This is a genomic window from Mycobacterium neumannii, from assembly GCF_002245615.1.
Lineage (GTDB): Bacteria > Actinomycetota > Actinomycetes > Mycobacteriales > Mycobacteriaceae > Mycobacterium > Mycobacterium neumannii_A.
This window is the reverse complement of the sequence record NZ_NKCO01000007.1, coordinates 119220-136404: the sequence shown is the minus strand read 5'-3', so window position 1 is coordinate 136404 and position 17185 is coordinate 119220. Positions and strand designations below refer to the sequence as shown.

Genomic DNA, 17185 nt, shown 5'->3' with positions numbered 1-17185 from the left:
ATGTACGGCGCGCTGCGGCGGGCGCTGTTTCTCGTTGCACCCGAACGGATTCACACGTGGGTGTTCGCGCTGCTGCGGGCCGTCACGTATCCGCCGTGGACCAGGCGCGCGTTGAGACGGTGGTTGGGACCCCGCGATCCGATACTGGCCAGCACGGTGTTCGGTGTCCGGTTCCCCGGGCCGCTGGGCCTGGCCGCCGGGTTCGACAAGAACGGCAGCGGACTGCACACGTGGGGCGCACTCGGCTTCGGGTACGCCGAGGTGGGCACCGTCACCGCCCAAGCCCAGCCCGGCAATCCGAAACCGCGGATGTTCCGGCTGCCCGACGACCGTGCGCTGTTGAACCGGATGGGATTCAACAACCACGGCGCGGGCGAACTCGCCGTGAGGCTCGCCCGGCACCTTCCCGATGTTCCCATCGGCGTGAACATCGGCAAGACGAAGATCACGCCGCCGGAGGAGGCGGTACAGGATTACGCGACATCGGCGCGCCTGCTGGGACCGCTCGCCTCGTTCGTGGTGGTCAACGTCAGCTCTCCGAACACCCCGGGGCTGCGCGACCTGCAGGCGGTTTCGTCGTTGCGCCCGATCCTGACCGCGGTGCTGGCGGAGACGTCGAAACCGGTGCTGGTGAAGATCGCCCCGGACCTGTCCGACGAGGACGTCGATGAAATCGCCGACCTGGCAGTCGATCTCGGCCTGGCAGGCATCGTCGCCACCAACACGACCGTGTCGCGCGACGGGTTGGCCACCCCGGGCCTCGACGAACTGGGGCCCGGCGGGATCTCCGGGCGGCCGGTGGCCACACGTTCGGTCGAGGTGCTGCGCAGGCTCTATCGCCGCGTCGGGGACAGGCTGGTGCTGATCAGTGTCGGCGGCATCGAAACCGCCGACGACGCGTGGGACCGGATCATCTCCGGAGCCTCACTCCTGCAGGGCTACACCGGATTCGTGTACGGCGGCGGGCTGTGGGCCAAAGGCATCCACGATGGAATCGCCCGCCGCCTTCACGAGGGGGGCTTCGGCTCACTGGCCGAAGCGGTAGGTTCTGCGGCCTAGCTTGCGCGCTTGCGCTTGCGGATGAACTCACCCGCCTCGGCTTCGCGGTGACGCTTCTCAGCGCGCCGGTCCTTGAGGGACCGTTCAGCCTTCTTCAGGCTTCTACCGGGTTTCTTGTCAGCCATTGTCGCTCCTTAAGCAGAAGTGGCAATCACTCACCTGCGACCATACGTCAGTTCCTCAGAAAAGCCAGTCGTGCAGGAAATCGGAGCGCGCAGAGCAGATTTCGGCGTTCTGCTACTTCTGCTCGTAGGTGCCGTGGATCAGCGCCCGCGCGATCGCGTGCTGAAACAGGTTGAACCCGAGGTACGCCGGGGTCGCATCCTCGGGCAGATCGAGCTTTTCCACGTCGACGGCGTGCACGGCGACGATGTAGCGGTGAGGGCCGTGTCCCGGAGGCGGGGCGGCGCCGATGAAGCGCTTGAGGCCGGCGTCGTTGCGCAGCGTGAGCGCATCGCCGGGAAGGCCGCTGCCGTCACCCACTCCCTCGGGCAGTTCGGTGACGGTGGCGGGCAGGTTGGCCACCGCCCAGTGCCAGAAGCCGGACGCGGTCGGGGCGTCGGGGTCATAGACCGTGACCGCGAAGCTGCGGGTCTCCTCGGGGAAGCCCGACCAGGTCAGGTGCGGCGAGACGTCGTTGCCTCCGGCGCCCATGATGCCGCTGACCTGGTCGTTGCCCAGCGCGTCTCCGTCGTTGAAGGTGTCCGAGGACACCGTGAACGAGGGCAACTCGGGGAGGAACTCGTAGGGGTTGTAGTCAAACGCCATGACTCGTCCTTTCTGGATCAGCAGTGCAACAGGAAGTGTTCGAGGACCTGGGTACCGAACTTCAACGCGTCAACGGGTACCCGTTCGTCGACGCCGTGGAACAACGCGGTGAAGTCGAGGTCGGGCGGCAACTGCAGCGGAGCGAAGCCGAAGCAGCGAATTCCCAACTGCGCGAAGGCTTTTGCGTCGGTTCCGCCGGATAGCATGTACGGCACGATGCGGGCGTCGGGGTCCACGGACAGGATCGCGCCGTTCATCGCGTCGACCAGGTCGCCGTCGAAGGTGGTCTCGTAGGACGGCAGTTCGGTGACCCACTCGCGGGTGACGTTCGGGCCGATCAGCTCGTCGACCTCGCGTTCGAAGGCGGCCTGGCGCCCCGGCAGGATCCGGCAGTCCACCACCGCTTCGGCGGAGGCCGGGATGACGTTGGCCTTGTACCCGGCCTTGAGCATCGTCGGATTGGCGGTGTCGCGCAGGGTGGCGCCGACGACGCGGGCGATCGGGCCCAGCTTGGCGATCGCGCCGGCCAGATCCGGCGAGTCGACGTCGAACGAATAGCCGGTCTCCTCGGTGACCGCCTGCAGGAACTGGCTGACGGCGTCGGTCATCACCAGCGGGAACTCGTGGCGGCCCAGCTTGGCCACCGCTTCGGCCACCGCGGTCACCGAGTTGCTGTCGTGGATCATCGAGCCGTGGCCGGCGTGGCTGCGCGCGGTCAGCTTCATCCAGTTCATCGACTTCTCGGCGGTCTCGACGAGGTAGAGGCGCCGCTCGCCGCCGTCCTGGCGCGGCACGGTCAACGAGAAGCCGCCGACCTCTCCGACCGCCTCGGTGACCCCGGCGAACAGGTCGGGCCGGTTTTTGACCAGCCAGTGTGAGCCGAACTTGCCGCCGGCCTCCTCGTCGGACAGGAACGCGAAGATCAGGTCGCGCGGCGGGGTGATGCGCGCGCGCTTGAAGTGCCGCGCGATCGCGATCATCATGCCGCACATATCTTTCATGTCGACCGCGCCGCGACCCCACACATAGCCGTTCTCGACCGCGCCGGAGAACGGGTGCACGCTCCAGTCGGACGCCTCGGCGGGCACGACATCGAGGTGGCCGTGGAGAAGCAGCGACCCACGCGAGCTGTCGGAGCCCTCGAGCCGGGCGAACACGTTGCCCCTGCCCGGCGCGCCGGCCTCCACGTACTCGGTCGCATAGCCGACTTCTTCGAGCTGTTCGGCCACCCAGCGCGCGCATTCGCCCTCACCCACGGTGGTGGCCGGGTCGCCGGTGTTGGACGTGTCGAACCGGATGAGCGCGCTGACGAGGTCGACGACCTCCGCTTCGGCGTTGACGGGACCAGTCACAGTCACCATTCGTACCATTGACCTGGCGGCTGGGTTTGGGTCACGCCTCAGTGATCCGATAGCCTTAGCTGCCCACAACGAGTCCGAGTGGCGGAATGGCAGACGCGCTAGCTTGAGGTGCTAGTGCCCTATTAACGGGCGTGGGGGTTCAAGTCCCCCCTCGGACACTCAATCACTGCCGCCATGCGCGCATGGCCCCCAACCGAATTGGCTCACCGAAGGGTGCTTGCCGATCGTCAATCACCGGCTCGGCTCGGCTTCGAGCGCGGCCTTCGCGTCATGGTCTCGACCGGGGCGAACACCGCGATCAACACCACGAGGACGGCAAGCGGTGCCAGCAGCCAGAGCCATCGCTGCGCCCACCAGTCGGCGGTCGGCTCCACCGGAAGCGTGTGGCCCAGGCCTTCGTAGACCCACACCACGACGAGGTATGCGGTCATGTGCCACAGGAACACGGTGATCGCCACCACGTTGAGGGCGACCACCGGCTTCCACACACGGGGTCGGCGCAACACACGCGCGGCCGTCGGCGTGATGAGCGCTACCAGTCCGAGCTGGAACACGGCGAGCGCCGCGATGGCGGCGTTGGTCGGGAAGATGTTCGACTCGTTCTCACCGACCGTGGCGACCATTGATCGTGGGTAGCCGGCGAACATCGTCAGCACCACCAGCGTCAGCAGGCCGGCCCCGGCAACGGCCAGCCGCTGCGCCACCGGCTTGGTTCCGAGCTGCCAGCTCCGCCAGGCGAAGCCGAGCTGGTGGCAGAACAGCCACACCAGGGGGACAGTCGCCCACTCGGCCCAGGCCAGGCCCACACCGCGACCGAGCACGCTGCCGACGCCGATGAGGACGACGAACACCACCAGGACGCGGGAACCGAAGCGGGCGTGCAGGGTCGCGGTGACCGGGACGGTGGCGATCAACAGGCCGTAAACGCCGAGGAACCACAGCGGCACCAGGTAACCGGGGAACCACTCCCACATCCAGCGGTGCGGTCCCGGCAGCATCGCGGCGATCAACTCCCCCGCGAGCCACACCGCGGCCCATACCGCGGTGGGCACCAACAACCGGCGAAGCCGGTCAGTGACGAACCGTGAACTGGAAATTCCGTTCGCCCGCGCGCGCTGCCAGCCGACGAGGTTCGCGTAACCGCCGACCAGGAAGAACAACGGCATGACTTGCAGCACCCAGGTGGCCAACCAGCCACCGGGCACGGTGTGGATCGGGTTGGGCATCGCGAGAGCGCCGTCAGAGGTGCGATGGGTGACCGAAAGCGTCCAATGCCAGAGGGTGACGACCCCGATGCTGAGTGCTCGGGCGGCGTCGACGACGCGGTCTCGGGAGTCCGGTGTGGCGCTCACCAGCCGGTCAAGTGGGCGGGGCGCCCCACTTGACCGACGCCACCGTCGCAAGTGCGCGGTCACGGCGGCGATCATGCGAAGCGTTCGAGGCAGTGGTCCTGGTCGCTCAGCACGCCGGTGCGAAACGCATCGATGCGAGCAAAACCCGCAGGCGCCGACTGCCCGTTGGCGTCACTGGCCGCCAAACCATTCGTGAGCAGGCCGGCGACGGCTTCGTCGAGGTCACCCGCGGTTAGGGCGACGGTATTGCCGTCCGGTGTGTTCACTTGCTGACTGAGCTTGCGCGTGGCGACACCGGTGAGGCAGGCGGTCCGCAGACCGGTCTCGGCGGTATCCAGGGGTAGCCCCAATCCCTTCTGCACGGCCAGCACGTACCGCGATATCACCACCGAATACGCGGTGTTGTCACCGGTCAGCCCGGTCGGACCCTCGCTGGCGGCGCCCAGCTTCTTCAGCGCCGCGAGATCGACCGCGATGGTGTTGGTTGCGGGGCAGAACGAGGCAGGTGGTGTCGACCGGGCGTCGGGGCACCTTTTCGCCGCGGCCGGATCGAAGGTGAGCCGCGGCGGACTCGCAGGCTTGAACAAGATGTTCATCGCTGCGATGACGGACCTCACGGAGTTCTGCGATACCGGCCAGTTGCCGGTCTCACCGCGCTGCAGCGCCACCGGCAGGTCGCCGCGTCGCGACCGGACCTCCTCCACGTCGATCCCTTTACATGTCTGCGGCCCGTCGGTGAATCCGAATTGGAACGCCGAGACGCGCTCGAAGGCCGACCCGTGTTCGCCGCCGCCCGAGGACACTCCGTTGCGGTTGAACAACGGGTCTCGGAACGAGATCACGCTGGCGAGAAGCGAATTGAGCCCGTCGCCCGTGGACAACCTGAAGCGGCGCGAGTGTCCCTCCGCTACCCAGCGCATGTAGGCGCCTGCGAAACAGTCGGCCTGTTGCTCGGCGACCAGCGTCGGTGTGTTCGGCCGGTTCAGTTCGGCCTGGTATTGCACGGAGTGGCCGTACTCGTGGGCCAGCACCATGGCCACCGCCATTTCACCGTAGGACTTGCGCAGCGACGGCAACAGCACGCCGCGGTCCCAGCCGATGGAGCTGTCCGGCGGACAGAACGCGGCGTTGACCAGTCCCGCGGTGGTCTCACCGCAGAACGACGTGGACCTGTCCCGACGATTGGCATCCCAGGACAGCAGTTTGCGGACAGGCGTGAATTCCCCTGCGAGAGCACGGGCGAACGTGCCGTTCCAGTAGTCCTCGACGTCGCTGACGGACTGCACAGCGAGCGTGTCGATGGGCCCGCCGTCGGTGTTGGTGACGGTTCGCGACGGTGGGGGCGCCCCGGCCTTCAATCCCGACGGTCCATCGGCGACTTGCATGCCCGCCACTGTGAACGCGTCGGCGGGCTTCTGAGTTGCGCCGCACGCCGTGGCCAACGCTGCCGCGGTCAGCACGGCAGCGCTCTTGGCCGCAATGTGAATACAGCGATTCACGAACCGTCATTATTCGCGCCCGCGATCGTCGCTCGTCGCACTTTCTCGATATGGCCAGCATCTTGTGGTGCTGAGCGCCTCAGTACACGTCGCGTACGTAGCGTTTGGCCGCGACCAGTTCGCGTTTGTAGTCGTGGGCCTGTTCGTGTGACATGCCGCCGTGCCGCTCGATGATCGTGGTCAATGCGGCGTCGACGTCCTTGGCCATGCGGCCGGCGTCGCCGCACACGTAGAAGTGCGCGCCGTCGTCGAGCCAGCGCCACACCTCGGCGCCGCGGTCGAGCATCCGGTGCTGCACGTAGACCCGCGACGCCTGATCGCGGGAAAACGCGAGGTCCAACCGGTCGAGCAGCCCCTCTCGAGCCATGTCCTCGAAATCGTCGCGATAGTAGTAGTTCTGAGCGCGGTGCTGCTCGCCGAAGAACAACCAGTTGCGGCCGCCGTGGCCGAGGGCCCGTCGCTCCTGCAGGAAGCCACGGAAGGGCGCGACGCCCGTGCCGGGGCCCACCATGATCATCGGGACCGCGCCGTCCTCGGGCGGGCGAAAATGTGGTGAGCGCTGCAGAAAAACCGGCACCGACGACGCGCGGTCGGCCAGGAAGGTCGAGCAGACGCCGCCCCGATGACCGCCGTCGGCGCCGCGGTAGCGCACCACCGACACCGTCAGCTGCACCTCGTGCGGGCTGACCAGCGGGCTCGACGAAATGGAATAGCTGCGCGGAGTCAAGCGGACCAGCACCTCGCGCCACTCGTCGGGATCGGCGTGCACGACGAATTCCTGGACGAGGTCAAGGCCGTTGCGCCCGGCCAGCCACTTGTCCAGCTTGGCCTTGGGCGCCCGCAGCGCCTTGGCGTCGCGGCTGTGCTCGGCGATGAAGCGCACCAGGTCGGGAGTGATCCGGCAGAAGTCGAAGTGCGAGATGAGCGCATCGCGCAACGACATCTCGGCGCCGTCGACCTCGACGGTGTGCTGAGCCGGCATTCCGGTGGCCGCCAGCCACGCGTCGACCATCACTGGGTCGTTGGTGGCGCACACTCCCAGCGAATCACCTGCTGCGTAGGTCACGTCGTGTTCGGAGATGTCGAATCCGAACTGCCGCACCTCTTTTCGAGACGCCGGTCCGGTGAGCGCTACGTTGCGGGACAGCGGCACCACGAGGGGGCGCGCGCGGGTGAACGGCTGAGCGACGGTGGCTGGGCGCGCGAGTGTCGTGACGCCTCCCCTGGGCGGCGATGTGTCGATGCCGAGGGTGAGCAGTGCGGTGACATCGTCGGCCCAGCGTCGCATCCGCTCGTCGTCGTAGGCCTCGCAGTCGGCGCGTTCGAGCAACCGGACGGCGCCGAGGTCCGCCAGCCTCGTGTCGACGGCCTTGGCGTGTCCGCAGAAGTCGTCGTAGGACCGGTCACCGATGCCCAGCACCGCATACCGCACGCCGGTCAGCGGCGTCGCCTCCGAGGACTGCAGCCGCTGCCAGAAGCTCGCGCCGTTATCGGGCGGTCCGCCGTCGCCGAACGTGCTCGTGACCACGAGTACGTCACGGGCCGCCGCGAGGTCGGCTGGCGCGAGGTCGTCCATGTTCACCAACTGGGCGTTGCCGAGCCGCTCGGCGAGTCGGGAGGCGAAGTCCTCGGCGTTGCCGGTCTGCGACGCCCACAGCACGAGCGGCCCATCGTCGAGTTCTGGTCGAGGGACCGGTCCTTCGGAGGAACGGTGGGCCTGGCCCGCGAGCAGGCCGTTGATCCACTGTCGTACCTCGGTGCATACGGGCGCCGAATTGGGCAGCACCGGAACATCGGCCCCGGCCTCGGCCAGTCCGCTGAAAAAGCCTGACACGTAGAGCGATTCCTGCTCGCTGAGCGTCGGCGACGCGACCGGTCGCAGGTCGACCGCGCAGACCTTGAACTCGGGCTGCAGCGAGTCGGGGTCGACCGCGTCGTTGGTCAACGCGTTGACGGTGAGGTTCTGACCGTGCTCGTCGTTCCAGTGGAAAGGCACGAAACAGCTGCCAGCACGAATGCGTTCGGTGACGACGGCAGTCAGCACCGCGCCCCCGCGCCGCGTCGTGAGCTCGACGGGTCGCCCGTTCTCGATGCCCAGCCGCAGCGCATCCTCGGGATGCACCTCGACGAACGGCTCACCGGTGAGTTTGTTGAGCGACTCGACGCGTCCCGTCTTGGTCATGGTGTGCCACTGATGTTGCAGCCGACCGGTGTTGAGCACCATCGGGTAGTCATCGTCGGGCAGTTCCCGCGCGTCCATATGCGGGCGGGCGTGAAAGATCGCCCGCCGCGACGGGGTCGGGAAGGCCAGTCGCGGCGCCTGCCCGTGCGCGTCGACGAAGTACTCCTGGCTGACGCCGTCGTTGACGTAGCGGATGGGATGGCGATCAGACTCGTCGTCCGGCGGGCACGGCCATTGCACCGAGGTCTCCCGCAGCCGCGTGTAGCTGGCACCGCGAATGTCGTAGCCGGTCTTCGGGTTCGAGAACCGCCGGATCTCGTCGAAGATCTGCTCGCTGGAGGTGTAGGCGAAATGCTCGCCGAAACCCATGTGGGCCGCGACCTGGCAGATCAGTTGCCAGTCGGGCCTGGCCTGTCCCGGCGCCGGAATGGACTGCTGCAGCAGCGTGAGGTTACGTTCGGAGTTGACCATCACCGCATCGGATTCCGCCCACATGGTCGCGGGTAGCACGATGTCGGCGTAGGTGTTGGTGGCGGTCGCGCTGTAGGTGTCCTGCGTGATGACGAGCTCGGCGGCACGTAACCCATCGATGACTGTCGACCGGTTGGCCACGCTGGCAACGGGATTGGTACAGATGATCCAGCACGCTTTGATGTCGCCGTCAGCGAGTTGCCGGAACATGTCGACGGTGCCTGGGCCGACGTCCGCACGGATCGTGCCGGGGGCCACGCCCCACTGCTTCTCGACGAATGCGCGGTCCTGCGCCGAGGTCACCGAGCGCTGACCCGGCAGCCCCGGGCCCATATAACCCATTTCGCGTCCGCCCATCGCGTTGGGTTGTCCCGTCAGCGACATCGGCCCGCTGCCCGGTCGGCAGATCGCGCCCGTGGCCAGATGCAGGTTGCAGATCGCGTTCGTGTTCCACGTACCGTGAGTGCTCTGGTTGAGCCCCATCGTCCAGCAGCTCAGCCACTCCCCCGCGTCGGCGATCATCTGAGCGGCGAGCCGGATGCCGGCCTCCGCCAAACCCGTGACGCGAGCGACCTTTTCGGGCGTGTAGTCGGCGAGAAACGCCGGCATCGCCTCCCAACCCTCGGTGTGTTGGTCGATGAAATCGCGGTCGATGTCACCGTTTTCGACCAACAGGTGCAGCAGCCCGTTCAGCAGCGCGAGATCAGTTCCCGGCTTGATCTGCAGGAACAGGTCGGCGCGTTCGGCGGTCGTCGTGCGGCGGGGGTCGACGACGATCAGCCTGGCGCCTGCCTTGAGCCGGTCGGCCATGCGCAGGTACAGGATGGGATGACAGTCGGCCATGTTGGAACCGATGACGAAAAACAGGTCGGTGCAATCGAAGTCGGCGTACGACCCCGGCGGGCCATCGGCACCCAGCGATTGTTTGAAGCCGGTTCCGGCGCTGGCCATGCACAGCCGTGAGTTCGACTCGATATGCACCGTACGCAGGAACCCCTTGGCCAGTTTGGTCGCGAGATACTGCGCCTCGATGGACATTTGGCCCGACACGTACAGCGCCACCGCGTCGGGACCGTGCTGTTCGACGATCTCCCGCAGCCGCCGGCCGGCCTCGGCGACGGCATCGTCGACGGGCGTGGGAACCAGTTCCTCGTCGCGGCTGGGCCGCAGCATCGCCGACGTCAGCCGGCCGTCGGTAGCGCGCATCAACTCGGCGTGGGTGGCGCCCTTGGTGCACAGCCTGCCGAAGTTGGCCGGGTGCAGCTTGTCCCCGGACACCCGCGCGATCACCGGGTTACCGGTCTGCCGATCGGTGGTGGTGTGCACCTCGATACCGCAGCCCACGCCGCAGTACGAGCACGCCGTCCGAGTCACCATGGGCGTCAGGCGGGCACCGGTGAAGCGACGCGGCCGACCTGCTCACCGGCGCCGGCCCGCGAGGTCTGCATGCGCAGGAACACGAACCACGTGACGATCGCGCAGATCACGTAGAAGCCGAGGAACACCCAGAACGCGTTGGTCGCGGACTTGGCGTCGCTGACATACGACGCGCGCAGGACGACGTTGATGAACACGCCGCCGAGAGCGCCGACCGCACCCGCGAAGCCGATCAACGCGCCGGACATGCTGCGCGACCAGGCGGCCTTGTCCTCGCGGCTCCAGTCGTCGCGGCCCTGGGCCTTGGCTTCGAAGATCGACGGGATCATCTTGTAGGTCGAGCCGTTGCCGATGCCCGACAAGACGAACAACAGGATGAAACCGGTTACGTAGGCGGCCATCTGCCCGCTGGAAGCCGCACCTGCCATACCGTCGTCGAGCACGCCGGCCGCCACCAGGATTGCGGCGGCGAAGATCATCGCGATGAAGGTGTAGAGGGTGACCCTGCCCCCGCCGACCCGGTCGGACAGCTTGCCGCCGAACGGACGCGAGATCGAACCCAGCAGCGGACCGATAAACGCGATCTGGGCGGCGTGCAGCGAGGCCTGCGCGGGGGTGTCGCCGCCGGCGAGGAAGTTGATCTGCAGCACCTGCCCGAAGGCGAACGAGAAGCCGATGAACGAGCCGAACGTGCCGATGTAGAGAAAGCTCATCACCCAGGAGTGCTTGAACCGCAACGCCTCTGCCATGGCGCCCAGATTCGACCGCTGATTGCCGAGGTTGTCCATGAACAGGGCGGCCCCCAGCGCAGCCAACGCGATCAGGACAAGGTAGATGGCGCAGACGATTTCGGGTGCCGTGTTGCTGACGGTGGCGATCACCAGAAGCCCGACCAGCTGGATCACCGGAACCCCGATGTTGCCGCCACCGGCGTTCAGGCCGAGCGCCCAGCCCTTGAGCCGCTGCGGATAGAACGCGTTGATGTTGGTCATCGACGACGCGAAGTTGCCGCCGCCGACTCCCGCGACCGCGGCCACGATCATGAACGTGGTGTAGGACGTGCCGGGGGTGTTCATCACCCACAGCGTCAGCACGGTGGGGATCAACAGCAGCAGGGCGCTGACGATGGTCCAGTTACGCCCGCCGAACCTTGCGGGTGCGATGGTGTACGGGATCCGCATGAATGCGCCCACCAGGGTGGGCATGGCGACCAGGTAGAACTTGCCCGCCGCATCGATGCCGTAGATGTCCTGCGGCATGAACAGCACCATCACCGACCAGATCGACCACACCGAGAATCCGACGTGCTCGGCGAAGATCGACCAGATCAGGTTCCGCTTGGCGATCTTCTTGCCACCGGATTCCCAGGCCTCGACGTCCTCGGCGTCCCATTTGTCGATGGTGCGGCGGCGGCTCAGAGTCTTCACAAGCATCACGATGAAGTGCGGCCATTCCGTAGCCGTTGCACGTCCGTGACCGAAAGGTCAACTCCCGCTCACATGGGCGGTGGACGGCGGTCCGGTCGCTGGAAACGTCGACGAAACAAATGTGGCGTGGGTTACGCCGTCTCGCAGGCGATCAGAACGGTGGGATGTCCGCGGCGTAGCGTGCGGCGTTGATGGCGCGTAGCCGGCTGATGCGATACGCGCGATCCTGAGCGCGGGTGCGTTTTCGCTTCGGCATCGCCAGACCGCGCCATTCATTGGGCGGCGGTCCGGTGCTCGAGGTGAGGACACCTGTAGGAGTCGCGAGTTGGGTGAACAGCTGCGCCCCGAGCGGTTCGGTGCGGTACTTGCGACCGCTTGGCGAGGTGAAAATTATTGTGCCGTCCGGTGATTGCTGCTCGGCCCAGCCGCCGGGACCACAGTGGAACGTTTTCATGAGGTGGTGGAAGCGGCAGTAGCAGGCGTTGTTCGACGGATGCGTCGGCCCCGCCGGGTAGGGCACCGTGTGGTCGATATCGGCTTTCCAGGCCGGCTTGTCGCATCCGGGCCATCTGCAGGTCAGATCGCGGCAGCGGACGAAGTCGGCGAGTGCGGCCGACGGTCGATACCGACGATCGGCGACCGTATCCTTCGGGATGACGAGGGGCTTGAGCTTGGCGGTTCTGGCCAGGTCGCGCACCATCGGCGCCGGCACCGGGCCGACGCCGGCCACGTATCCCGGTGTGTTCTTCTCACCGCTCACGGTCGCGGCCTCGGCGATCATGTGGATCACGACATCCGTCGTCGCGGTGCGGCGACCCGCCGCGGCACACCGTTGTGTTTCGCACCGGCATGCCATCGAGGTTTCCCTGTTGACGAGCGCCATCACGGCATCGGCACGGCGTTGTCGTGCGGTGCGCGGGTCGTCGCGGCAGACGGTGGCGGTGAGCTGGCTGAGTGTCTCGTCCAGTGCGGCGGCGTCGGTCGCGCGGATCTTGCCCTCGATATCGGCCATCCCGTACTTGTCGAAGGTGATGTCGATGTAGCGGTCGTCGTCGCGTTCCTTGGCGACGCGCAGCGCGTCGGGATCGACGTCGAGCACCATCCAGTCGACCAACTGAGCGATCTTCTTGTCGGACAGCTTGTTCCACGACGGCGCCTTGTGCGCCACCATCTCGTCGATCGCGGCGATCGCCTCGTCGTCGACGACCAATCCGGCCCGGTAGTCGATGATGCTGATCACCCGAAAGTCGACCTGCCCCCCGAGGAAGACCTCACCCAGCCGCGGCATGTGCTCGATAAGATTTCGGCCGTAACCGATCATCGAGGACGCCCGCCCCCGACTCATCCCGAGTTCGGCCGCGACCTCGGAGGCGATGACATCCCAATCGTCGACGCACCAGTTGTCGTGTGTGTTGCCCATCGCAGCGAAGCGTTGCAAAGCAAACCGGCCTGCGGCGAGGAACCTCCGCGCGACGGCGACGCGCTCGGCACGCTGCGCATCGCGCATCGTGTCGAGCAACTCCCCATCGCCCGCGGATTCGAACATGTCTTCGACACTAGTCGCGGGGTGTGACAGGTCGGCCCCGTCAGGCAGCCGTCTCCCAGAATCGGGTAAGAACCTCGGCTCCGCGTGCGGGATCCTGCACCATCCACCAGTGCCCTAAGCCGTCGAGAACCTCTGTGCGTGCACCTGCTCGCGCCGCAGCACGCCGGCGCATCTCCTCGGTACCCACGTACGGGTCCTCGGTGGCGAGAAACGACAACCCCGGACGGGCGGCGGCCTTCTCGAGCTGGCGGGCCGCCTCGGACAGCACCGGCTGGGCCGCAGATCGGTACAGCGCCAGGATCGCGCGACCCATCTCGGGACCTTGCGCCCGGGCGAGCGCGGTCGCGATATCGGGTGGGAGCCCCAGATCGGCCATCTGGGCCGTCCGGTCTTCGACCGTGCCGTCCATCATCGCCTCGACCAGTTCCTCACCGGCTCCGGGCGTCTGCCACACCTGAGCGAGGTCGTGCCACACGTAATCGGGATCGAACAGCCCCACGACGTCGCTGGCCCAGGTACGCAAGAGTTCGGGACGGTGCATCGCCACGTTGACGACGTGACCGCCGCCCAGTCGTGTCCGACCAGGTCGACCGGCTCGTCGAAGCGCTCCAGCTCGCGCTCGAGCCAGTCGCGATAGTCGAGGTAGGTCGCTCCGAAGCCGTCGGGCACTGGTGCACCGAATCCGGGCGGGGAAAGCCGCACCACGTCGTCGCGTCCGAGCGCGTCGACCATGGGACCCCATATTGCGTCCGTCTCCGGATTACCATGCACCAGAACCACAGTCATACCGCGATACTAGGCGTGCCGTGCGGCTTCCTGAGCCAGCTGCACGCGCGAGGCCAGTCCGAGCTTGGTGTAGACGTGGGTCAGATGCGTCTGCACCGTCCGATGAGACACGAAAAGCCTTGCGGCGATGTCCTTGTTAGCGAGCCCCTCGGCGACCAATCGGACCACGCCGAGCTCGGTCGGCGTCAACGAGGCCCAGCCACTGGACGGACGCTTGCGCTCACCGCGTCCGCGTAGCGCGTACGCGATCGCTTCCTCGATGGACAGTGCTGATCCTTCGTCCCATAACGCCTCGAAGTCGCCCTCCCCGAGGGACTCCTCGAGAACGGACACCGATTCCGCATACGCCGCATCGTGCACCCGGAGTCGAACCAGACCCATGCGTTTGCCCATGGCATCGGCGGCACCGAAGAACCGCGCCGCGTTGCGGTGATCGCCGGTCGCACAGGTCAACTCGCCCAGCACCTCGAAGGCGTCGGGCGCAGCTTGATATGACTCATGACCGGCAATGCAGTCGAGCGCTCGACGCAGGTCTTCATCGGCCTGCGCGAGTTCACCCTGCGCGATCGCGACGCGAGCGCGGATCACCAAGGCCCGTGCCAGGTGCCATCCATGCATCAGCGGCACGTCGACGTCGGCGTACTCTCTGGCGGCGCGCAGATCACCTTTGGCGAGTTCCAGCAATGCCAGCGGATTGACGTTCGTTATCGCCGTTTCCGGCTGCGCGTTGATGCGTTGCCACGCCCAGTCACACGCTTGGCCGGCAGCAGTCAGATCGCCCTCGGCGAGAGCCGCATAAGCCAGCGGCGCATACGCCCACGGTTCGAGGTAAGGACCGACCACGGACGCGGTTTCGATGGCCGCCTCGGCGAAACTTCGACCCGCGGCGGGATCGCCCGTCAATGCGTATACGTGCGCAAGACCGATGCGCGCAAGCAGGCCGTGCAGCACGTCCCCTGATGCGTCGGCCTCTGCGAGAAGTTTCTGCAGCGACGCCGTGCCCTCTTTCAGATCGCCGTGCTGAAACGACGCCATTGCGGGGCCCCAATACTGGTTCATGCGTGACATGAAGACGTCACCTACCGCGTCGGCCAGTGAAAGACCCTCCTCGCCGGCGGCGCGGCCTGACACCGGGTCACCTAGGAGGATGGCGATGAAGGCCTTCCAGCCGAGGATCTGGCAGAGGCGCCACCGATCGTCCAATCGCCGTGCCAGCTCCAGAGCTTCGTCAACGTACGGGTAGGCCGCCTGGGCATCGAAGGCGGCCGCCCCTATGCACGACACCAGCACCCGAAGCAACAGCGCGGGGTTGTCGAGCTCCCTTGCTGTGGCCAGGGCCTGTTCGAGGTCGTCCGTGACGCCGACGGTGACCGCCCACGCGTGGAGCACCGCCCGATCGGCGATCGCACTGAGCCGCGCCACAACATCGGACGCCCCCTCCGGCGCCGGATCGCTCAGTACGGCGTTGAACCAGGACAACCCCTCTTTGACCCGCCCTCGCATGAGCCACAGCGGTTGCAGCGAACTCGCCAACCGCAACGCCGCGTCGACGTCCTGACGCTCGAGGCTCCAGGCGAAAGCCGCACGCAGATTGTCTATTTCGGTCTCGGCCAGCGCGATGAGATGCTCGTACTCACTGCATCCGGGCGCCTCGAGTCGCGCAGTCATGGAGGTGTAGTGGTCCCGGTGGCGACTGCGCACGGTGTCGGCTTCGCCGGACTCACCGAGTTTGTCCAAGGCGTACTGGCGCACCGTCTCCAGCAACCGGTATCTCACTCGTTCACTGGAAGATTCCGCCAACACCAGCGACTTGTCCACCAGGAGCATCAGCAGATCGAGCACCTGGAAGCGCTCGACCTCGCCGCCCGTGGCCACCGCCTGCGCGGCCTCGAGGTCGAAGTCTCCTGCGAACGCCGCCAGCCGTCGGAAGACCACACGCTCGGGTTCGGTCAGCATCTGATGTGACCAGTCCACGGACGCCTTGAGGGTCTGCTGGCGGCGCACCGCTTTTCGTGATCCACCTGTCAACAGACGGAACCTGTCGTGCAGGCCGTCGAGGATCTCCCGCACCGAGAGCGCGCGTACCCGGGCGGCCGCCAGTTCGATGGCCAGCGGCATGCCGTCCAGACGCCTGCATATCTCGCCGATGACCGCGAGTTCCCCGTCACGGGGAGTGAAATCCGACTGAACGTGGCGGGCGCGGTCGACGAACAACTCGACGGCCTCGTCGTCTATCGCCAGGGAGGCCACCCGCCAGACGAGCTCACCCTCGACGCCGATCGGTTCCCGGCTGGTGACCAGCAGCCTCAGCGCCGGACATCGCTCCAGCAGGGTGGTGATCAGCTCGGCACTGACCTCGAGCAGGTGTTCACAGTTGTCGAGCACCGCCAGTCCCGCACGCTCGCCGATGAACTCGGCGATGCTGTCCGTCGTCGAGCGACCCGGTTGATCCGGTACTCCGAGTGCCCTGAGCATGGCGACGGAAACGAGAGCAGGGTCGCTGATCGGAGCCAGGTCCACATACCAAACCGACTGCAGATCCGTGCGATCCGCGATCTGCACGGCCAGGCGCGTCTTACCGACCCCACCCGCACCGGTCAACGTCACCAGCCGGCTGCCGGTCAGCAGGTCACCAATCTCGCCGATCTGCTTGCGGCGTCCGATGAATCGCGTGAGTTGCGCGGGCAGATTGTGTCTCAGCACGGCCTCGGCCGTCCGCAGAGGCGGGAAGTCGTTGCGGATGTCGGGGTGGCACAGCTGCACCACGCGTTCGGGCCGGGGCAAATCCCGTAGCGGATGTGATCCGAGATCACCCAGCCACGCGCCCTCGGGCAGGTAGTCGACGACCATCGATTCCGTCGCACCCGTCAGCACCGTCTGCCCGCCGTGCGCGAGATCGCGTACCCGCGCCGTGCGATTGATGGTCGCGCCGATGTAGTTGCCCTCGTCGCGCAATTGGATCTCACCGGTGTGCACGCCGATCCGCAGCCGGATCGGGGCCAGCGGCGCCTGCTGCAGTGCCAACGCGCAGGCCACCGCATCGCTGGCCCGTGCGAAAGCCAGCACGAAGCTATCGCCCTCACCCTGCTCGACCGGGCGGGCACCGTTGTTCATGACGACGAGATCGGCCAGTGTCGCGTCGAGCCGGCGGATAGCCGCACGCATCTCTTCTGGCTGCGAGTCCCATAACCGCGTCGACCCCTCGACGTCGGCCAGCAGCAACGTCACCGTCCCGGTCGGCAGTCCGCTCACACCAAGTTCGCTCCACTCGAGTGCGCTCATGCTAGCCAGCATGCGACCCGGTTATCGGCAAAACATCAGCGCAAACGCGTAGATTTCGGCCCGGACCGCGGATAT

General features: G+C 66.7%; 10 protein-coding genes, 1 tRNA gene and 1 pseudogene. 2 read left to right on the top strand and 10 right to left on the bottom strand.

Annotation, left to right across the window (positions count from 1 at the left end; all coding sequences use genetic code 11):
• A complete protein-coding gene (locus tag CEX88_RS10990; RefSeq protein WP_202931458.1) occupies window positions 1-1059 on the top strand; it encodes a quinone-dependent dihydroorotate dehydrogenase in 1059 nt (352 codons plus the stop codon).
• On the opposite strand, the gene CEX88_RS26515 is transcribed toward CEX88_RS10990, so the two are convergent.
• The 3 genes from CEX88_RS26515 to CEX88_RS10980 form a co-directional block, all read right to left on the bottom strand.
• A complete protein-coding gene (locus tag CEX88_RS26515) occupies window positions 1056-1184 on the bottom strand; it encodes a hypothetical protein (protein ID WP_274381105.1) in 129 nt (42 codons plus the stop codon). The genes CEX88_RS10990 and CEX88_RS26515 overlap by 4 nt on opposite strands.
• A 112-nt stretch (window positions 1185-1296) precedes the next feature.
• Window positions 1297-1827 carry a YbhB/YbcL family Raf kinase inhibitor-like protein gene (locus CEX88_RS10985; protein ID WP_094293515.1) on the bottom strand — a complete coding sequence of 177 codons (531 nt, stop codon included), beginning with the start codon at window positions 1825-1827 and terminating at the stop codon, window positions 1297-1299.
• A 17-nt stretch (window positions 1828-1844) separates the two neighbouring features.
• Window positions 1845-3188, bottom strand: a complete 1344-nt coding sequence (locus CEX88_RS10980; RefSeq protein WP_094293514.1) for a M20/M25/M40 family metallo-hydrolase — start codon at window positions 3186-3188, stop codon at window positions 1845-1847.
• A gap of 72 nt (window positions 3189-3260) precedes the next feature.
• Here CEX88_RS10980 and CEX88_RS10975 point away from each other — a divergent pair.
• Window positions 3261-3346, top strand: a tRNA-Leu gene (locus tag CEX88_RS10975).
• Between the two features lie 69 nt (window positions 3347-3415).
• Here the strand turns inward: CEX88_RS10975 and CEX88_RS10970 are convergent.
• The 7 genes and pseudogenes from CEX88_RS10970 to CEX88_RS10940 all read right to left on the bottom strand — a co-directional run bounded on the left by CEX88_RS10970 (window position 3416) and on the right by CEX88_RS10940 (window position 17110).
• The gene (locus CEX88_RS10970; protein WP_202931450.1) at window positions 3416-4540 is read right to left on the bottom strand and encodes an acyltransferase family protein; all 1125 of its coding nucleotides are present in this window, start codon (window positions 4538-4540) and stop codon (window positions 3416-3418) included.
• Window positions 4541-4611: 71 nt separating this feature from the next.
• On the bottom strand, window positions 4612-6039 hold the full coding sequence (locus CEX88_RS10965) for a neutral zinc metallopeptidase (protein ID WP_420799210.1): 1428 nt from the start codon (window positions 6037-6039) through the stop codon (window positions 4612-4614).
• A gap of 79 nt (window positions 6040-6118) precedes the next feature.
• Window positions 6119-10069 carry a bifunctional nitrate reductase/sulfite reductase flavoprotein subunit alpha gene (locus CEX88_RS10960; RefSeq protein WP_202931449.1) on the bottom strand — a complete coding sequence of 1317 codons (3951 nt, stop codon included), beginning with the start codon at window positions 10067-10069 and terminating at the stop codon, window positions 6119-6121.
• Between the two features lie 5 nt (window positions 10070-10074).
• Window positions 10075-11502, bottom strand: coding sequence for a nitrate/nitrite transporter (locus CEX88_RS10955; RefSeq protein ID WP_094293512.1), 1428 nt, complete (start codon window positions 11500-11502; stop codon window positions 10075-10077).
• Window positions 11503-11647: 145 nt separating this feature from the next.
• Entirely contained in the window at window positions 11648-13042 is a 1395-nt protein-coding gene (locus tag CEX88_RS10950) for an HNH endonuclease signature motif containing protein (protein ID WP_094293511.1), read from the bottom strand.
• A gap of 40 nt (window positions 13043-13082) precedes the next feature.
• A pseudogene (locus tag CEX88_RS10945) lies at window positions 13083-13828 on the bottom strand (alpha/beta fold hydrolase).
• Window positions 13829-13837: 9 nt separating this feature from the next.
• Window positions 13838-17110, bottom strand: a complete 3273-nt coding sequence (locus CEX88_RS10940) for a helix-turn-helix transcriptional regulator (RefSeq protein ID WP_238382040.1) — start codon at window positions 17108-17110, stop codon at window positions 13838-13840.
• Window positions 17111-17185: the final 75 nt, after the last annotated feature.